The 15,221-nt window shown below is 61.1% G+C and carries 13 protein-coding genes; 8 read left to right on the top strand and 5 right to left on the bottom strand.

Translation table 11 applies throughout. The features are described from left to right. Window positions 1-42: 42 nt before the first annotated feature. The gene (gene pncB, locus GRAN_RS20235) at window positions 43-1,353 is read right to left on the bottom strand and encodes a nicotinate phosphoribosyltransferase (protein ID WP_128914827.1); all 1,311 of its coding nucleotides are present in this window, start codon (window positions 1,351-1,353) and stop codon (window positions 43-45) included. A 170-nt stretch (window positions 1,354-1,523) separates the two neighbouring features. Here pncB and GRAN_RS20230 point away from each other — a divergent pair, with 170 nt between their 5' ends. The 7 genes from GRAN_RS20230 (at window position 1,524) to GRAN_RS25805 (ending at window position 6,836) form a co-directional block, all read left to right on the top strand. Beyond that, window positions 1,524-1,889: a hypothetical protein gene (locus GRAN_RS20230; protein WP_128914826.1), complete on the top strand. Its 366-nt coding sequence runs from the start codon at window positions 1,524-1,526 to the stop codon at window positions 1,887-1,889. Window positions 1,890-1,907: 18 nt separating this feature from the next. Further along, window positions 1,908-2,114 carry a helix-turn-helix transcriptional regulator gene (locus GRAN_RS20225; RefSeq protein WP_128914825.1) on the top strand — a complete coding sequence of 69 codons (207 nt, stop codon included), beginning with the start codon at window positions 1,908-1,910 and terminating at the stop codon, window positions 2,112-2,114. A gap of 97 nt (window positions 2,115-2,211) precedes the next feature. Then, window positions 2,212-3,102 carry an alpha/beta fold hydrolase gene (locus GRAN_RS20220; protein WP_128914824.1) on the top strand — a complete coding sequence of 297 codons (891 nt, stop codon included), beginning with the start codon at window positions 2,212-2,214 and terminating at the stop codon, window positions 3,100-3,102. 86 nt (window positions 3,103-3,188) lie between these two features. Beyond that, a complete protein-coding gene (locus GRAN_RS20215) occupies window positions 3,189-4,256 on the top strand; it encodes a 1,9-bis(guanidino)-5-aza-nonane synthase (RefSeq protein WP_128914823.1) in 1,068 nt (355 codons plus the stop codon). A 155-nt stretch (window positions 4,257-4,411) separates the two neighbouring features. After that, window positions 4,412-5,872 carry an ATP-binding response regulator gene (locus tag GRAN_RS20210; protein WP_241655038.1) on the top strand — a complete coding sequence of 487 codons (1,461 nt, stop codon included), beginning with the start codon at window positions 4,412-4,414 and terminating at the stop codon, window positions 5,870-5,872. An 87-nt stretch (window positions 5,873-5,959) separates the two neighbouring features. Beyond that, window positions 5,960-6,352 (top strand): response regulator, encoded by a 393-nt coding sequence (locus GRAN_RS20205; RefSeq protein WP_128914822.1) that lies wholly within the window; start codon window positions 5,960-5,962, stop codon window positions 6,350-6,352. Window positions 6,353-6,521: 169 nt separating this feature from the next. Continuing rightward, window positions 6,522-6,836, top strand: coding sequence for an Hpt domain-containing protein (locus tag GRAN_RS25805; protein ID WP_192898041.1), 315 nt, complete (start codon window positions 6,522-6,524; stop codon window positions 6,834-6,836). Here GRAN_RS25805 and GRAN_RS20195 read toward each other — a convergent pair whose 3' ends face one another. The 4 genes from GRAN_RS20195 to GRAN_RS20180 all read right to left on the bottom strand — a co-directional run bounded on the left by GRAN_RS20195 (window position 6,837) and on the right by GRAN_RS20180 (window position 13,166). Continuing rightward, the gene (locus tag GRAN_RS20195; RefSeq protein WP_128914820.1) at window positions 6,837-8,774 is read right to left on the bottom strand and encodes a glycoside hydrolase family 88 protein; all 1,938 of its coding nucleotides are present in this window, start codon (window positions 8,772-8,774) and stop codon (window positions 6,837-6,839) included. A 9-nt stretch (window positions 8,775-8,783) separates the two neighbouring features. Then, on the bottom strand, window positions 8,784-10,007 hold the full coding sequence (glgA, locus tag GRAN_RS20190) for a glycogen synthase (protein WP_128914819.1): 1,224 nt from the start codon (window positions 10,005-10,007) through the stop codon (window positions 8,784-8,786). 77 nt (window positions 10,008-10,084) lie between these two features. Beyond that, window positions 10,085-11,782: an MFS transporter gene (locus GRAN_RS20185; RefSeq protein WP_128914818.1), complete on the bottom strand. Its 1,698-nt coding sequence runs from the start codon at window positions 11,780-11,782 to the stop codon at window positions 10,085-10,087. A gap of 121 nt (window positions 11,783-11,903) precedes the next feature. Beyond that, entirely contained in the window at window positions 11,904-13,166 is a 1,263-nt protein-coding gene (locus GRAN_RS20180) for a hypothetical protein (RefSeq protein WP_128914817.1), read from the bottom strand. 402 nt (window positions 13,167-13,568) lie between these two features. On the opposite strand from GRAN_RS20180, the gene pgm reads away from it, so the two are divergent. Continuing rightward, a complete protein-coding gene (gene pgm, locus GRAN_RS20175; RefSeq protein WP_128914816.1) occupies window positions 13,569-15,221 on the top strand; it encodes a phosphoglucomutase (alpha-D-glucose-1,6-bisphosphate-dependent) in 1,653 nt (550 codons plus the stop codon).

The raw sequence follows: 15,221 nt of genomic DNA, 5'->3' as shown, positions 1-15,221 counted from the left end.
CCGGGCGGATTACGCCAAAAACAACCGCAGATTCGACTCGACTTAGACGAGCACCGGCGCTCCAGCCTCGGCCTCGCTGCCGAAGACACGGCGGTAGCGCGCGATCTGGTCAGCCGGACCGGTGGACTTACGCGTGTTATCCGATAGCTTGACGGCGGGCACTCCGTCCACGGTGACGAGCTTGCACACGAGGCTAATCGGCTCGAGATCATCTTCGTTCCGCGGATGGCAGTCACGGAAATCATTCGTCAGCAACGTACCCCACCCGGCGGAGAAGCGGATGCGTCCGTGGAAGTACCGGTGAAGTTCGAGAATTCCATCGACGTCGAGCCCGTCCGAGGCGATAAAACGCTTCTTCGTTGCGTCTCTTCCCCGCAGGGCGAGCCAGGCGCAATACTCATCGCCTGCGACGAAGGGGTTCTTGCTGTCGGCGCGCTGGCCCGTCCAGTCGGCAACCCAGTCAGGCGCCCCGGCAAGGAACTGAGTCGTCCCAAAAGTATCGGGAAGCATAATAAGGAGTTCGCCTCCATAACTCTTCGCCCATAGCTCAAGTACGCGGTACTGCGACGCCCGCAGCTCTTCGTCCGTTCCCTTGGAAGCGATGGCGGCAAGCGCCATGGGAAGTTCGTGCGCGTTCGTACCCATGGCCTCAAGATCGTGTTTATAAGCCAGAAAGGTATTTGACGACCCCGTGAGGGAAGCCCCAAGCGTATTGCGCATGGCTTCGACGACATACTCCTGCCAAAGAAAACTGTGGCGCCTCCGTGTCCCGAACTCGGAGATACGAACGTCCGGCACCAGCCGAAGCTTCTCAATCTTGTCCCATAGCTTCGTCTTCGCCCGCGCGTACAGAACGTCGAGCTCCATCTCGCTCAGCCGGCTCAACGCCGACCGCGTGCGCATCTCGCTGACGAGCGCGAGCGCGTACACCTCCCACATGGTGACCTCGGACCACAGGCCCCGGAAGCAAATCTTGAGCTGCCCATCCTCCTCGGACACCTCGTACTCCGACAGGCGAAAGTCATTCTCCAGCCACGTCAGGAACTCCGGCTCGAAGATGAACCGCGTGCCATAGAACGTATTGCCCGCCAGCCACACGAGTTCGGAACGGCGGAAGCGCAGCCCACGGACGTGCTCCATCTGGGCGACGAGCGTTTCACGCGAAACGTGATCGCCAAGCCGCACCGTCCGCGTGCGATTCACCACCTCGCTGACGACCTCAACCTTGGGGAAGTTCTTCCAGATGAACTGCAGCATCAGCAGCTTGTAGAAATCCGTGTCCAGCAGCGATCGAACGATCGGGTCCAGACGCCAGTTGTGGTTGTGGGCCCGCTCGGCGAAGTTCACATTCATGTTGGGATTGTCGCCCGTAGGGGAACTTGCGACAAATACTCGGGGCAGGGATCAAAGAATGACAAGCACACTTGACACCGCAGACATCTCCAATGTAATGTTTACTTGTCTTTCAGTAAAGGAGACCAATCATGAGCTGCTTTCCGCAAACCTTAGCAATGAAACGGTACATGTTTCGATTCTTCTCAGCGATGGCAGTCTACGTCGTCCTCATCTTTCTCTCAACCTGGATCTTCCGCCATCAGCATCCGGGTGGAGCGATCGCATACACGATCGCGGTCTTACCCGCGATTCCTCTCCTCGCCGTTCTTGTCGTCGTAGGGCTCTACCTGATCGAACAGACGGATGAGTTCGAGAAGACCGTGACCATTCAGTCGATGCTCTGGGGCATCGGCGGAACGCTCGCGCTCTCCACCGTCCTGGGTTTTCTTGAGCTGTACGTCTCTATCCCGCATCTCCCCCGGTACTTCGACTTTGCGATCTTCTGGTTTGTCGTCGGCATCGCCACACCCATTGTGCGATTACGCTACCGCTAACATCCGGGAAGGAGAACCATGAACAATCGGCTAAAGGTCCTGAGGGCCGAACGGAACTGGTCCCAGGCGGATCTGGCGCAAAAGCTCGAGGTCTCCCGACAGTCGGTGAACGCAATCGAGACGGGGAAGTTCGACCCCTCGCTTCCCCTCGCGTTCAGACTGGCGAAGCTCTTCGGAACCACCATCGAGGCGATCTTTCTCGAAGAAGGCCCTGAATCCGGGTGACATCTGTCACGGCGCTTTTGTGACACGCTCAACTACCCACCGCTTCCGCGCGCTGTAAGGATCGATCTCAGCCGTTGCACCACGATCAGGAGGTCCCATGAATCGCGACAATCTTTACAGAGCATTTGCCCTCATCCTGTTTCTTCTCGGAACCGTTCTCGCGCTCCGCGCCCAGCAGCCCACGCGTCTTACCGTCGAAGTCCAGGGCCTGCCCGCAGGCAAAGGTCCGGATGTGCTTCTGATCCCCGGCCTCGCAAGTTCGAAGGCGGTCTACGCGGACGAGGCGAAACTGCTCGTTTCCTCGTACCGCCTGCACCTCGTTCAGATCGACGGATTCGCCGGTGCGCCTGCCGGACCGAACGCGACCGGCCCAATCCTTGAACCCGTCGTCGAAGAGTTGCACCAGTACATCGTCGCCAATCACCTTCATCCCGCCGTCATTGGCCATTCGCTCGGCGGTCTGCTGGCCATGATGCTCGCCCAGGCTCACCCGGAAGACGTGTCGAAGATGCTCATCGTCGACACCCTCCCCTTTTACGGTCTCGTCTTCAACCCGGTCGCGACGGTCGAGTTGGTAAAGCCGCAGGCGCAGGCCATGGCGGCGCAGATGCTGGCCATGCCCGCCGACCAGTTCGCCGCGATGCAACCGGCCATCGTCAGCGCGATGGTGAAATCGCCGGAAGGCGCGAAGCTCGTCACCACCAGCTCAATTGCCTCCGACCGAACAGTCTTCGTGAACGCCATGCTTGAGGACCTGGCAACCGACATCCGGCCCACGCTATCTGCGATGAAAACGCCGATGACGCTTCTCTACCCCGTAGACCCGGCCAGACAGCCCGATGCGGCTACCGTAACCGCGCTCTACACCACGGCCTACAGCGGAACGCCCAACCTGAAGATCACTCGGATCGACAACTCGCGGCACTTCATCATGTATGACCAGCCTGCGGCCTTCGACGCCGCCGTCCAGGCCTTTCTGAGGTCATAGCAAGGAGGAAACGCAGCGCGGAACGTCCGGTGAAATTCACCGAAAATCAGCATTTCCCGGAACAGGCTTGGTATCCTAAAAGGGATATGCCTACGAAAAAAGAACTTCTCGCCGCCCAGATCCAGCACATTGATATCAAGCAGCACAACGTCGTTCCGCTGGTCGACGCCATGGCCTCCATGGCCTTCTCCTCCCGCGATACGGCGCGTGCGGCCAGCATCTACGACATGATGCTGCGCGATACCGACTGCGGCGTCATCCTCTGCCTCGCCGGCTCGCTGATCTCGGCCGGCCTCCAGAAGGTCTTCGTCGACCTCATCCGCAACAACATGGTCGACGCCATCGTTTCGACCGGCGCGAACATCGTCGACCAGGACTTCTTCGAGGCGCTGGGCTACCGGCACTACATCGCCAGCGATCAGTACAAGTACGGCAACGAAGACGGCGTCCTGCGTGAATTGATGATCGACCGCATCTACGACACGTTCATCGACGAGGAAGAGCTGCGTGAGTGCGACGCCACCACGGAGAAGATCACGAACTCCCTCGAGCACCGCCCCTACAGCTCGCGCGAGTTTATCCGCGCGATGGGAGCCTATCTCGTCGAGAACGGTCGCACCCCCGCCGAGGGGAACAACGATTCGATCATCCTCGCGGCCTACGAGAAGGACGTGCCAATCTTCTGTCCCGCGTTCTCGGATTGCTCCGCCGGCTTCGGCCTCGTTGCCCACCAGCACGCCCGCCAGGGCAAGCCCATGGTCTCGATTGACTCCGCCAAGGACTTCTACGAGCTCACCAAGCTGAAGATCGAGAACCCGTCGACCGGCCTTCTGATGATCGGCGGCGGCGTCCCCAAGAACTTCGCCCAGGATATCGTCGTCGCGGCCGAGATTCTGGGCGTCGACGCACCGATGCACAAGTACGCCATTCAGATTACGGTGGCGGACTCGCGCGACGGCGCTCTCTCCGGCTCGACGCTGAAGGAAGCGAGTTCCTGGGGCAAGGTCGATACCGTGTGGGAGCAGATGGTCTACTCCGAAGCGACGCTCGCGCTTCCCCTCATTGCCGGCTACGCGTTCCACAAGGAGGCCTTCGCCGAGCGCACGGGCAAAAAGTGGACGCAAGTGCTCGAACGGGCCGTCGTCAACGCGTAACCAGAGCTTCGTGTTACTTTAGGAACAAGCCGCCGCCCAGTATCTGGGCGGCCTTTTCGTGGTGGCTACAAAGAGGTTATGGTTTTTTGGGTGCCGTCAGAGATTCCTTCGCCATCTGCACGACGTAGCTGGAGTAACATCACATGCATCCGCTGATGAATTCTTCAGGCCCCATCGCCCTGCTTCTGCTCACCGCGTCAAGCGGCGGACTGCTCATCGCATGGCTGCGAACCCGGAGAAGGATCGCCGCGTTGAAGGCGCAACTCGCGGAGGCGGGAGAGAAGCTGCGCCTCGACGATCTTGAGACCACCCGCCGCACGCAGCTCGACACAGTCCGGAACGAATTCATCTCGACGGTCTCCCATGAGCTACGCACCCCACTCACCAGCATTCGCGGCGCACTCGGCCTCCTCTCCGCGGGTCTGATGGGTTCGGTCGATGCCAAAGCAAACAAACTGCTGAGGATCGCGATCACCAACACGGACCGGCTGATCCGCTTGGTAAACGATATCCTCGACCTGGAACGGTTGGAATCAGGCCGGGCGCCTCTGCAGTTGCAGCGATGCCTCCTGGGCGATCTGGTTACGCAGGCGATGGAAACGATGTCGCCAATGGCGGATGCCGCCGGCGTCAAGCTCGTCTATTCGCCACCGGCCAACTCTCTTCCTGCTCCCGTCGCACCAGAATCGGAACCGGCGGAAGTCACTCCCGTCGTCCTCGATGGCAACACAGAAGGGCGGCAACGCCCGGGCACGCCGTATCTGGAGCGCCGCCGTGAGGAACGCAGAGGCGATGGGGAGCGTCGTCGGGGCCGCGATTCCGGAGGGCCTATTCCCCTCTATTTCGACGGCGAATCCGACCGTATCCTCCAGGTGCTCCTCAATCTCCTCTCGAACTCCATCAAGTTCTCGCCGCCGAATACGACGGTCACGATCTATGTCGAGGCGTCCCCTGATCTCCTCCAGCTTCGCGTAAGCGACGAGGGCCGAGGCATTCCGCAGGACAAGCTGGAGACGGTCTTTGATCGGTTCCAGCAGGTTGACGCGACCGACGCCCGCGAGAAGGGCGGTACCGGCCTCGGTCTGGCCATCTGCCGCAGCATCATCCAGCAGCACGGCGGCGCAATCTGGGCGCAGCGGAACCCGACTGTCGGCGCGAGCCTGTGCGTTGACCTTCCCCGCAGCAATCGTTCGACGGACCGTATTCCCGGGAAGGTGCCGCAACCCCTCAGCCCTGCTCCTGGACGTGACGCCGGAGCGGTTCTTGTCTGCGATGACGACCCGGGAATCCGCACGGTGGTGACCGAGCACTTGCGGCGGCGCGGCTATACCGTGCTGGAGACCTCCACCGGTGAGCAGGCCCTTGAAATCGCGTCGCGCCAGAAGCTGAGCGCGATCCTTCTCGACCTTTACATGCCGAACGGTCTTAACGGGTGGGAGACCCTTCAGAGGCTCAAGGACAGTCCCGTGACCGCGAAGATCCCAGTCGTTATCCTGTCGGTGCTCTCCTCCAGCGAACGCCCCGCGATGGAAAACGAAGCGCAGGGATGGGTGCAGAAGCCCTTCAATGAGAACTTCCTGTTCTCGGAGCTTGGCCGGGTATTGCGCCTGGGCTGACAAAGAACCATCTTCTTCGCGCCAATCTAAGACAATATGCAGCGCACGGAACACACATATCTGGCAAATGCGTGAGAGAATCGTAATATGCGCCGAATCCTCATCATTGATGACGAAGATGACATTCGCGAAGTAGCCGCACTCTCCCTCGAGGCGACGGCCGGGTGGTCGATTACGACCGCCTCTTCAGGCGCGGAGGGCATCCGGATGGCGGTCGAGTCCGATCCAAAGCCGGAAGCCATCCTGATGGATGTCATGATGCCCGAAATGGATGGGCCGACGACATTCCGCAAGATGCAGGTGACCCCGGGAGTTGCGGGAATCCCGGTGCTTCTCCTCACCGCGAAGGTTCAGGGCGTCGATCAGCGCAGATTTGCGGGACTCGGCTTCTCTGCTGTATTGTTCAAGCCATTCGATCCTCTTACGCTTGCCAGCCAGATAGCTGATGTTCTTGGCTGGAAAGAACCGCTGGCACTCTAGAGGCGCGCCATCCCTTCCCAGGCTCCGACTAATGCCTTTCGAAGCAGAAAAAGAGTCTGGCTCCCGCGGTACTCCTGAGTCTGGAGCGTCGCAATCATTGCCGCCAGACAGAGCCCCTGCACCATCTTCCCCTCCCCCCCCTTCCAAGCCCTCCGCGCAGTTGGAAAACATGGCGCTGATGCTGCGGAAGCTCTGGCAGAAAAACCTTCCTGTCCTCCGATCACGTCTCGATTCCTTCAATACGGTCGCCGCGGCAGCCGAAGCCGGCGAGATCACCGAGGCAATGCGCTTTGAGGCGGCCGGTACGGCTCACAAACTTGCAGGCGCGCTCGGCACCTTCGGTTACACGGAAGGTACGCGGCTGGCGAGGCTCATGGAGGAAGCGCTCTCCCCGGAAGACGGTTCCGCGCCCGACCCCGCACGATTGCGTCTCCTGGCGAACGATCTTCGCGATTCGCTCTCGCTCGAACGCATCGCCGACTGATTACTTCGCCTCACCTGCAAGCCAGTGGACAAGATCCAGCCCCGCAGCGAAGGTGTCGATCGATGGGGTGAGGTTTCTTCCGTCCGTGTACTCGTTATAGAGCCATGGGTCGACCACTGCGTACACGATTCCCTTCCCGTACCGCACGGTTGCCATCATGACATCGCCTTTGTCCGTCAGCGCCGCCTTCGCCGCGCCGGAGACGGTGATGGTGCACGTGTCCTTCATGTAGGTGTGGTGCTCCCGCTCGAAGATCCCTCCCGCGCCTGCCGGAATCGTGAGGAGCCCCGGGGTCTTGTCTTCCGTCAGGACGTGATTGCGCAGGACCGGATTGAAGTGGATCCCGAACCGGTCACCCAGCGCGTCGAAGTGCTCGAACTCCGCGTTCGGCCCGTCGTTCTGCATCAGGACGAGTACGCCGCCCGCCTTCACCCAGTCCGCGACAACCTCAACCGTCTTGGGGTCCATGTAGCTCGGGCGCGGATTCTTGGATGGAATGTCGGGTGACGCGAAGATATAAATGCTCACCCGCTTGAGATCGGCAGGCGTTGGCGCCGTCTTCTGCTCGGCGAGCCTCATGCCGTAGCGCTGAAACATGCGCCCAAAGAATGAAAAGCCGTTGTTCGAATCGTCGTCCCACTTGTAGTGAAAGAGTTCCGTCTGCCCAGCAGCGTTGGTGCGCGTCTGCGAGTTGAACCACGCGTCCACGAGCACCGTTTTTCCCTGCGCCTTTGCCTCAGTGTCCGCCTGCTCCATCTCGCTGCCCGCAAGCAGGTAAGCCCCGATGCCCTTGGCGTCGTCAGCAATCACGGGCTCATGAACGTAGTAATCAAACGTGCCGGAGCGATACGGCTTCCCACCCAAACCGCCGACCTTCACCGTTCCGCCCAAAGAGACCAGCCCATCCGCTCCGGAAGTCACAAACTTCTTTTGGATCCCAGCCCAGCCCTTCCTCGCGTTCGCCTCGTCGTTTTGCGGAAGATACCCAAGCCGCGCTCCCTTGGCGAGCGCATAAACAAACATCGAACTGGCCGACTGCTCGAAGTAATTCCCCGGCTGCGCTTGCTTATCGACGACCTGGTACCAAAGCCCTGTCGTAGAATCCTGGTACTTCGTGATCGCCTGCGCCGTCCGGTTGAGCGCAGCCAGCAAAGCTGGCCTCCGAGGATAGTCTTCCGGCAGCCACTCCAGCACATCGACCAGCGCCATCGCGTACCAGCCCATCGCACGTGCCCACACCTCGGGACTCAGACCCGTCACGGGGTCGGCCCACGGCATCTGCTTCGACTCATCCCATCCATGACGCATCAACCCGGTCTTCGGGTCGCGCATCTTCGAGTCCATCAGGATGAGTTCGCCAACCGCCTCATCGAATGCCTCGGATTCGTGAAAGGTCGCGCCGTACTCCGCGAGGAACGGCCCCGCCATGTACGCGCCGTCCAGCCAAACCTGGTTGGGATAGATGTCCTTGTGCCAGAAGCCTCCACTTGGCGTACGCTTCTGCTCCCGAAGCTGGTCGCGAACATACTTTGCCGCGCGGTAGTACTTCGGTTGGAGCGTCACACGGTAGAGCGTCAGCAGCGACTGGCCCGTCTTGATGTTGTCGAGCGAGTGCTGGTCAGCGGGATACCCAATAATCGGAACCGCACCCGTCGCATCGCCGTCGATATGCGGGTCGATCGTTCCCTTGAGGTACTCGAAGTATCTGCGATCGCCAGTGACGCGCCATTCGGCCGTCATCCCGTCGAGCAGCACACCCTCTTCATACGTCCATTTCCCGGGCGTGTTGAGCGAAGGCAGATACGCCTTCGGCCACTTGGCAACGACGGTATCCGCCATCCGTCGAGCCGGGGATGGTCCCTGGGCCAAAGCCCCCAGGCTGGACCCAATCCCCACGCACAGTACAAACGCAAACCGGATACACCGCCGTTCCCTCATCGCAAAAGACTATTTCTTCTCGGCCATCTCCGCCAGCAGCGACCGATAGAGCGCAACAGTCTGGGTAGCAATCGCCGACCAGGCAAACGTATCTTCAACGCGCCGCCGTCCCGCCTCGCCGAACGCCTTCGCCTTCGCCGGATCCTCGAGAACAGCCGTGACCTTCGCGGCCAGATCCTTTGAGAACTGTTCCGGGTTCGACGGGAACGTAGTCACCGGATCAGCCTCGAACGGAACGAGGTACCCCGTTTCGTTCTCGACGACGACCTCCAGGATGCCCCCGGTCGCACTCGCAACCACGGGAGCCCGGCAGGCCATCGCTTCAAGGTTGATAATCCCGAACGGTTCGTACACCGAAGGGCAGCAGAAGACCGCGCAGTGACTGTAAAGCTCAATCGTCTCCGGCTTTGTCACCATCTGCTCGATCCAGAAGATGTTCGGGTTCTGCTCCCGCGCGGTCTCGACCTTGGCGCGCATCTCCGCGGCAATCTCCGGCGTGTCCGGCGCACCCGCGCACAGGACAACCTGCACATCCGCCGGCATGTACTTGATCGCATCCACCAGATGGGTGACGCCCTTCTGACGCGTGATCCTTCCCACAAACAGCACGTAAGGCTTGGCAGGGTCGATCCCGTACTTCGTCAGCGACGCGGTCGAAGCCGTCTTCTGATACTCATCAAGGTCGATCCCGTTGTAGATCACGTGAATTTTCTCAGGGGAAACATCCGGGTAAGCCTTGATGATGTCAGCCTTCGTCCCATGTGAGACAGCAATGACGGCATCCGCATCGAGGATAGCGGTCCGCTCCATCCACGAGCTCATCTGGTAGCCCGAACCGAGCTGCTCGGCCTTCCAAGCCCGCAGCGGCTCAAGCGAGTGCGTCGTCAGCACGAACGGAATCCCGAAAAGCTTTTTGGCCCAGAAACCCGCCATCGACACATACCAGGTATGCGTATGGACGACGTCGATCTTGCCCAGCGAAGTCATCTGCAGCAGGTTCAGCGAGAGCGCCTCGAGCGACGCCTTGAACTTGGCCGTCGTCCCTTCGCTGATAGCCGACCAAGGCTCCTCACCAATGACCTTCAGGACGCCGGTATCCATGTCCTGCTTGCCCCACGCGTGGACCTCCACTTCGATGAGTTTCGCCATCTCGCGGCTCAGGTACTCGACATGAACCCCGGCCCCGCCGTAAACGTTTGGCGGATACTCCCGCGTCATCAGTCCAACCCGCATGCAGTGCTCCCTTTTGGAAAAATCCAGCTCGGCTGAAGAGCATCCTACACCGGCTGCTCGTTAGAGTCTTGAATCGCTCAGTGGGTGGTTTGTGGCGCATCCAGCGGAACTTCGCGCGCATAAAGCTGGTGCGTGATGTGCGGCGGCTGGTCCAGCGAGTGCATCGCGCGGAGGCGATCACGAATCGCCATATCCGCCGTGGTCAGCCTCTCCCGCGAGCGCAGGTAGTCCAGCCACGATTCCATCACGAACGTCTCGTTCAGAAGTTCCGGATTCTGCGCATCGCGAAAGATCCCCCAGCGAATCGCCCCATCCCGCAGCCGCACATCGCGGAACTGGTGAATGATGCGCGTGAACTCGGCGTAATGCGCAATCGGAATCACATACTCGACCGAAATCCGGACCGGCCCCGCCGTCGGCTGCTCATCCGGAACGCCATCGAAGTGCGCGAGAATCGGCGGCGGGTTCTTCCATTGGTAGGGCGTCAGGTCCGGCATCGCCCCGCGCAGGATGTGGAACCGCAGAGCGATCGGCAACGAGAGCGTGAGCCCGATCGACGACGCCACAAGAGCAGTCGGCGTCGAAGTATGTTCGGCAACAAACCCCCAGAGAATCGACCCCAGCGCCAGCCCACCCTGGAACGTCATCAGGTACGCCCCAAGCGCCCGCGCCTGCACCCACGCCGGGACCGAAAGCTGCACGCTCACATTCAGCGTCGACATCGTGCTCGTCCACGCATACCCTGCCACCACCAGGATCCCGATCACAATGGGTGGCGACTTCACAAACGCCAGAATCAGCAGCGTGACGACGTAAGCCACAGTCGCGAAGGTAATGATCGTGTCGGCCGGAACCTTCCGGCGCACGCGCGGGAGCGTCGAAGCCCCAATCAGAGCCCCCACCCCAAGCGCACCGTTCAGAATGCCGTATCCAAGCGCCCCCTGGTGCAGATCCCGCTTGGCCACGAGCGCCAGCAGAGACCACACCGCCGACACAAAAAACGTAAACAGAAACACCCGCAGCAGCGAAGCCTGCAGTGGCGGCGAGTACCGGATATACCGCAGCCCCGACCGGATCGACCCCGCGATCCGCTCCGAAGGCAGCGCCGACTTGAACAGCGGCATCCGCTTCCAGTTCACCAGAACCCAGATCACCCCCGCGAACGAAGCCGCATTCAAAAAGAACACCCACCCCGCCCCGGCATGCGGACTCTTGAACGCCGCCACCATCAGCCCGCCGATCGCCGGCCCCACCGCCCGCGCGATATTGTTCGAGGCCGCATTCAGCGTCACCGTATCCGGAATCAGCGCCCGAGGCACAAGCTCCGGCACGATCGCCTGCCACGCCGGATTATTCATCGCCGACCCGACGTTCAGCAGGAACGTAAACGCCAGCAGAGCCCACGGCGAGATATGCCCCAGAAACGTAAACACCGCCAGCAGCGCCACCGAAACCAGCATCCACGTCTGCCAGAAGATCAGCAGCTTCCGCCGGTCGAAGATATCGGCCGTAGCCCCCGCCAGCAGCCCCAGGAAAAAGATCGGCAGGCTCGCCGCCGTCTGCATCAGCGCGATCAGCAGGGGGCTCGCCGTCAGCGACGTCATCAGCCAAGTCCCCGCCGTATCCTGCATCCACGTCCCCAGGTTCGAGATCGTGCTCGCAATCCACCGGTCGCGAAACAACGGAATCGACAACGGCGCAAGGCCGCTTGTGGAAGCAGGCGCGGGGTTCAAACCTTCGGTCGGCGGCGCGGTATCAGGGGTTTCGAGCGGCATTGTTATGTCGGATGCGGAATGGGGGAGCCCGCTCCTCCACGTCTACCTAGGATACCGGATGGAAACGTGCAACCCTCCCACATACCAGCATCGCCGGCGTGACGCATGCGAGGATCCGTGCCTAGTGGGGTCCCGACGCACAGGTCAAGGTAAGCCTCTGCAGCGATCCATTGGTCCAACCCGTGCCATCGGTAGGCAAGTGGGTGAAGTAGACGTAGAACTGTCGGCCGAGGACATGGGGATCATCGCCTAGGCCGACCGCCGTCGGGTAGGCGGCGATGGTCTCGAAGTTGCCGAGCAATACAGGAAGGGTCCAATGGAGCGCGTCTACGGACTCAGCGTAGGCGAAGTTTGTGTCGTTCGAGATGATCATGATGTAACGCTGGATATCCGTGTTGAAGTGAATATCGATATATCCCGAGTAGACGGACTTCGCGCTGAGATCGGTCGAGGCACCGCCGAGGCCGGGCTGCAGTTTCCACCCTCCGCCATAGAGCTTCTCAAAGGGAACGGTGTGTGGGCGCGCCAGAGTGGCTTCACCCTGATCAAAGCTCCAACGCGGCTCCGGACCAAAGGCCGCCTCCAGCACCGAGCCGACCGGTGCCCGGGCCACGGAAACGTTCGTGGTCGTGGAGGCACCGGTCGCATTTGCGGTGTGCAGAGTACCGTTAGCAAGCCAATCGGGAAAGTAGAGATAGAAATACTTGTGGTCTGGAGAAAGCACGAGCGGTCCGTCCCCGATTTCAAAACCGTCCAGTCCGACGGCGTACGCCTGGTTGAGCCGGACGACTTCGCCCAGATCTGTCCAGTGGCGCCCATGGTCGGAAGAAGCAGCGAGCCCGAGGGCAGCATAGAGCGAATCGTTCGGGAGCTCGGCGTGGTACGTCACGAGTAAACTGCCGGAATGCGGCATGCCTTCAGGGATCTGAAAAACAGGCCCGCCTCCCATGTATCCATAGCTGGAATAATTAGGATTGACAGCGGGATCTGGATTCGGAGAGATACTGACCTCACGCGGATCACCGGAGCCAAGTGGGTTGTCGAGCGTGCCCGAGGTCGCGACGACAGAGCCGCTCTTGTTATTCCCAACCTCCTCACCCTCCCAGGTCTGCTGGGAGTGGAATCCGCCATCGCTGCCGAAGAACTCATAGCCTGCGCCGGTCTTGATGACGCCCAGCGGGGTATCCGGCCAGTCGAAGGTGTCCGTCAAGGGTGGCCTTGCTCTCTGGCCCGCGGCTAAGCGCTGGGCTGCAGTGACGACGACCACCGGCTTGCTCACGGTCGGCTGGCAGACTGCCTTGAGAGTTTCCGCGGTGCAGGCTAAGGACGACGTGAGGCAGAACGCAAAGCACACAACGGCAGCGAGTCGGGCCTGAACAGGCATACTATCCTCGATTCCCACAGAGCAATGAAGTAAAGGGGCCCGGTCTCAACGTCAAGAAACGGCCAAGGCGTACTCTCTCACCACAGGACACAACACTCCCATGTCGGGAATGTTGTGTCTCGTGGATAGTTTCCTGCGGTTGCGCAAGTCCGTAATGGAATTCGCAGAAGTGAAAGGAACCGATTCGCGTCTCTCATCTGTCATCTGTGTCTCTCATCTGTCATCTGTATGGACCGCATCGTTGCCCGCACGATAGCTACCTTTTCTCGACACTTCGATCGACAGCCTCCTTACCCAGGATGCGCATCCCATGGAAGGGATAACGTGGATGTACATCGGAGCCATTTATAGTGCAGAGGGCAACCGATCGACAGCCCGCAAAGAAAGACGGAGACTTACGATATGGCAGCAGAAGGCGCAGCAAAGAACACTCCAGGCAAGCAGCCGCTCCCCTCCACGCTGGTCAACATCTCCCGCCTGATCACGGCGTACTACTCTTTGAAACCGGATGTCTCCATCCCCGCCCAGAAAGTAGCCTTCGGCACCAGCGGCCATCGCGGAAGCTCCTTCGCCACCTCCTTCAACGAGACCCACATCGCCGCCATCACCCAGGCGATCTGTGAATTCCGAAAGGAAGACGGCACCACCGGCCCCCTCTTCCTCGCCCAGGACACTCACGCCCTCTCCGAGCCCGCCTTCGCCACTGCCCTCGAAGTCCTCGCCGCCAACGGCGTCGACACCATGATCGACCCCGAACTCGCCTATACGCCCACCCCCGCCCTCTCGCACGCCATCCTCACCTACAACCGCGGCCGCAAGTTCAACTTCGCCGACGGCATCGTCATCACCCCATCCCACAACCCACCCGAGGACGGCGGCTTCAAATACAACCCCCCAAGCGGCGGCCCGGCCGACACCACCGCCACCAAGTGGATCGAGAACCGCGCCAACGAGCTCATCGCCGCGAACCTCGAGGGCGTCAAGCGAATCCCCTACTCCAAAGCCCTCTCCGCCAGCTCAACCCACAAGCACGACTACACCACCGCCTACGTCGAGGACCTCAAGAGCGTCATCGACTTCGACGTCCTCAAAGGCTCGACCCTCAAGCTCGCCGTCGACCCCCTTGGCGGAGCCGGCGTCTTTTACTGGCCACGCATTGTCGAGCGCTATGGCCTCGGCCTCGAAGTCCTGAACCCCAACGTCGACGCCACCTTCCGCTTCATGACCTGCGACTGGGACGGCAAGGTCCGCATGGACTGCTCCAGCCCCTTCGCCATGGCCTCGATGATCGCGAACAAGGAAAAGTACGACGTAGCCTTCGCCGCCGACACCGACCACGACCGCCACGGCATCGTCACCAGCACCTCCGGCCTCCTCAACCCCAACCACTACCTTGCCGTCTGCATCCAGTACCTCTTCACCAACCGTCCCCAGTGGAGCCCCGAGGTCGGCATCGGCAAGACCCTCGTCAGCTCCAGCATGATCGACCGCGTCGCCAAAGGCCTCGGACGTCCCATGCTCGAAGTCCCCGTCGGCTTCAAGTGGTTCGTCGACGGCCTCATCGACGGAACCCTCGGCTTCGTCGGCGAGGAGTCTGCCGGAGCGACCTTCCTCCGCCGCAACGGTCAGGTCTGGACGACCGACAAAGACGGCCTCATCCCCGGCCTCCTCGCCGCCGAGATGACCGCGCGCACCGGCAAGGATCCCGGCCTCCACTACGCCGACCTCACCGCGAAGTACGGCGCCCCCGTCTACCAGCGCATCGACGCCGCCGCCACGAAAGACCAGAAAGCCAAGCTGGGCAAGCTCTCTCCCGCCCAGGTGACAGCAAAGGAGCTAGCCGGAGAGCCCATTACGTCCATCCTCACCGAAGCTCCCGGCAACCACGCCCCCATCGGCGGCCTCAAGGTCACGACCGAAAACGGCTGGTTCGCCGCCCGTCCAAGCGGCACCGAGGATGTCTACAAGATCTACGCCGAAAGCTTCCTCGGCGAGGATCACCTCAAGAAGATCCAGGGCGAGGCCCAGGCTCTCGTCGGAGCCGCCATCGCCTGA

Source organism: Granulicella sibirica, from assembly GCF_004115155.1.
Lineage (GTDB): Bacteria > Acidobacteriota > Terriglobia > Terriglobales > Acidobacteriaceae > Edaphobacter > Edaphobacter sibiricus.
Note: the sequence above shows the minus strand (reverse complement) of the source record. Positions and strands in the feature narration are given on the sequence as shown.

Bases quoted from the DNA above. Each gene is read 5' to 3' on its own strand.
- pncB (WP_128914827.1), bottom strand. From the start codon at position 1,353: ATGAATGTGAACTTCGCCGAGCGGGCCCACAACCACAACTGGCGTCTG.
- GRAN_RS20230 (WP_128914826.1), top strand. From the start codon at position 1,524: ATGTTTCGATTCTTCTCAGCGATGGCAGTCTACGTCGTCCTCATCTTT.
- GRAN_RS20225 (WP_128914825.1), top strand. From the start codon at position 1,908: ATGAACAATCGGCTAAAGGTCCTGAGGGCCGAACGGAACTGGTCCCAG.
- GRAN_RS20220 (WP_128914824.1), top strand. From the start codon at position 2,212: ATGAATCGCGACAATCTTTACAGAGCATTTGCCCTCATCCTGTTTCTT.
- GRAN_RS20215 (WP_128914823.1), top strand. From the start codon at position 3,189: ATGCCTACGAAAAAAGAACTTCTCGCCGCCCAGATCCAGCACATTGAT.
- GRAN_RS20210 (WP_241655038.1), top strand. From the start codon at position 4,412: ATGAATTCTTCAGGCCCCATCGCCCTGCTTCTGCTCACCGCGTCAAGC.
- GRAN_RS20205 (WP_128914822.1), top strand. From the start codon at position 5,960: ATGCGCCGAATCCTCATCATTGATGACGAAGATGACATTCGCGAAGTA.
- GRAN_RS25805 (WP_192898041.1), top strand. From the start codon at position 6,522: ATGGCGCTGATGCTGCGGAAGCTCTGGCAGAAAAACCTTCCTGTCCTC.
- GRAN_RS20195 (WP_128914820.1), bottom strand. From the start codon at position 8,774: ATGAGGGAACGGCGGTGTATCCGGTTTGCGTTTGTACTGTGCGTGGGG.
- glgA (WP_128914819.1), bottom strand. From the start codon at position 10,007: ATGCGGGTTGGACTGATGACGCGGGAGTATCCGCCAAACGTTTACGGC.
- GRAN_RS20185 (WP_128914818.1), bottom strand. From the start codon at position 11,782: ATGCCGCTCGAAACCCCTGATACCGCGCCGCCGACCGAAGGTTTGAAC.
- GRAN_RS20180 (WP_128914817.1), bottom strand. From the start codon at position 13,166: ATGCCTGTTCAGGCCCGACTCGCTGCCGTTGTGTGCTTTGCGTTCTGC.
- pgm (WP_128914816.1), top strand. From the start codon at position 13,569: ATGGCAGCAGAAGGCGCAGCAAAGAACACTCCAGGCAAGCAGCCGCTC.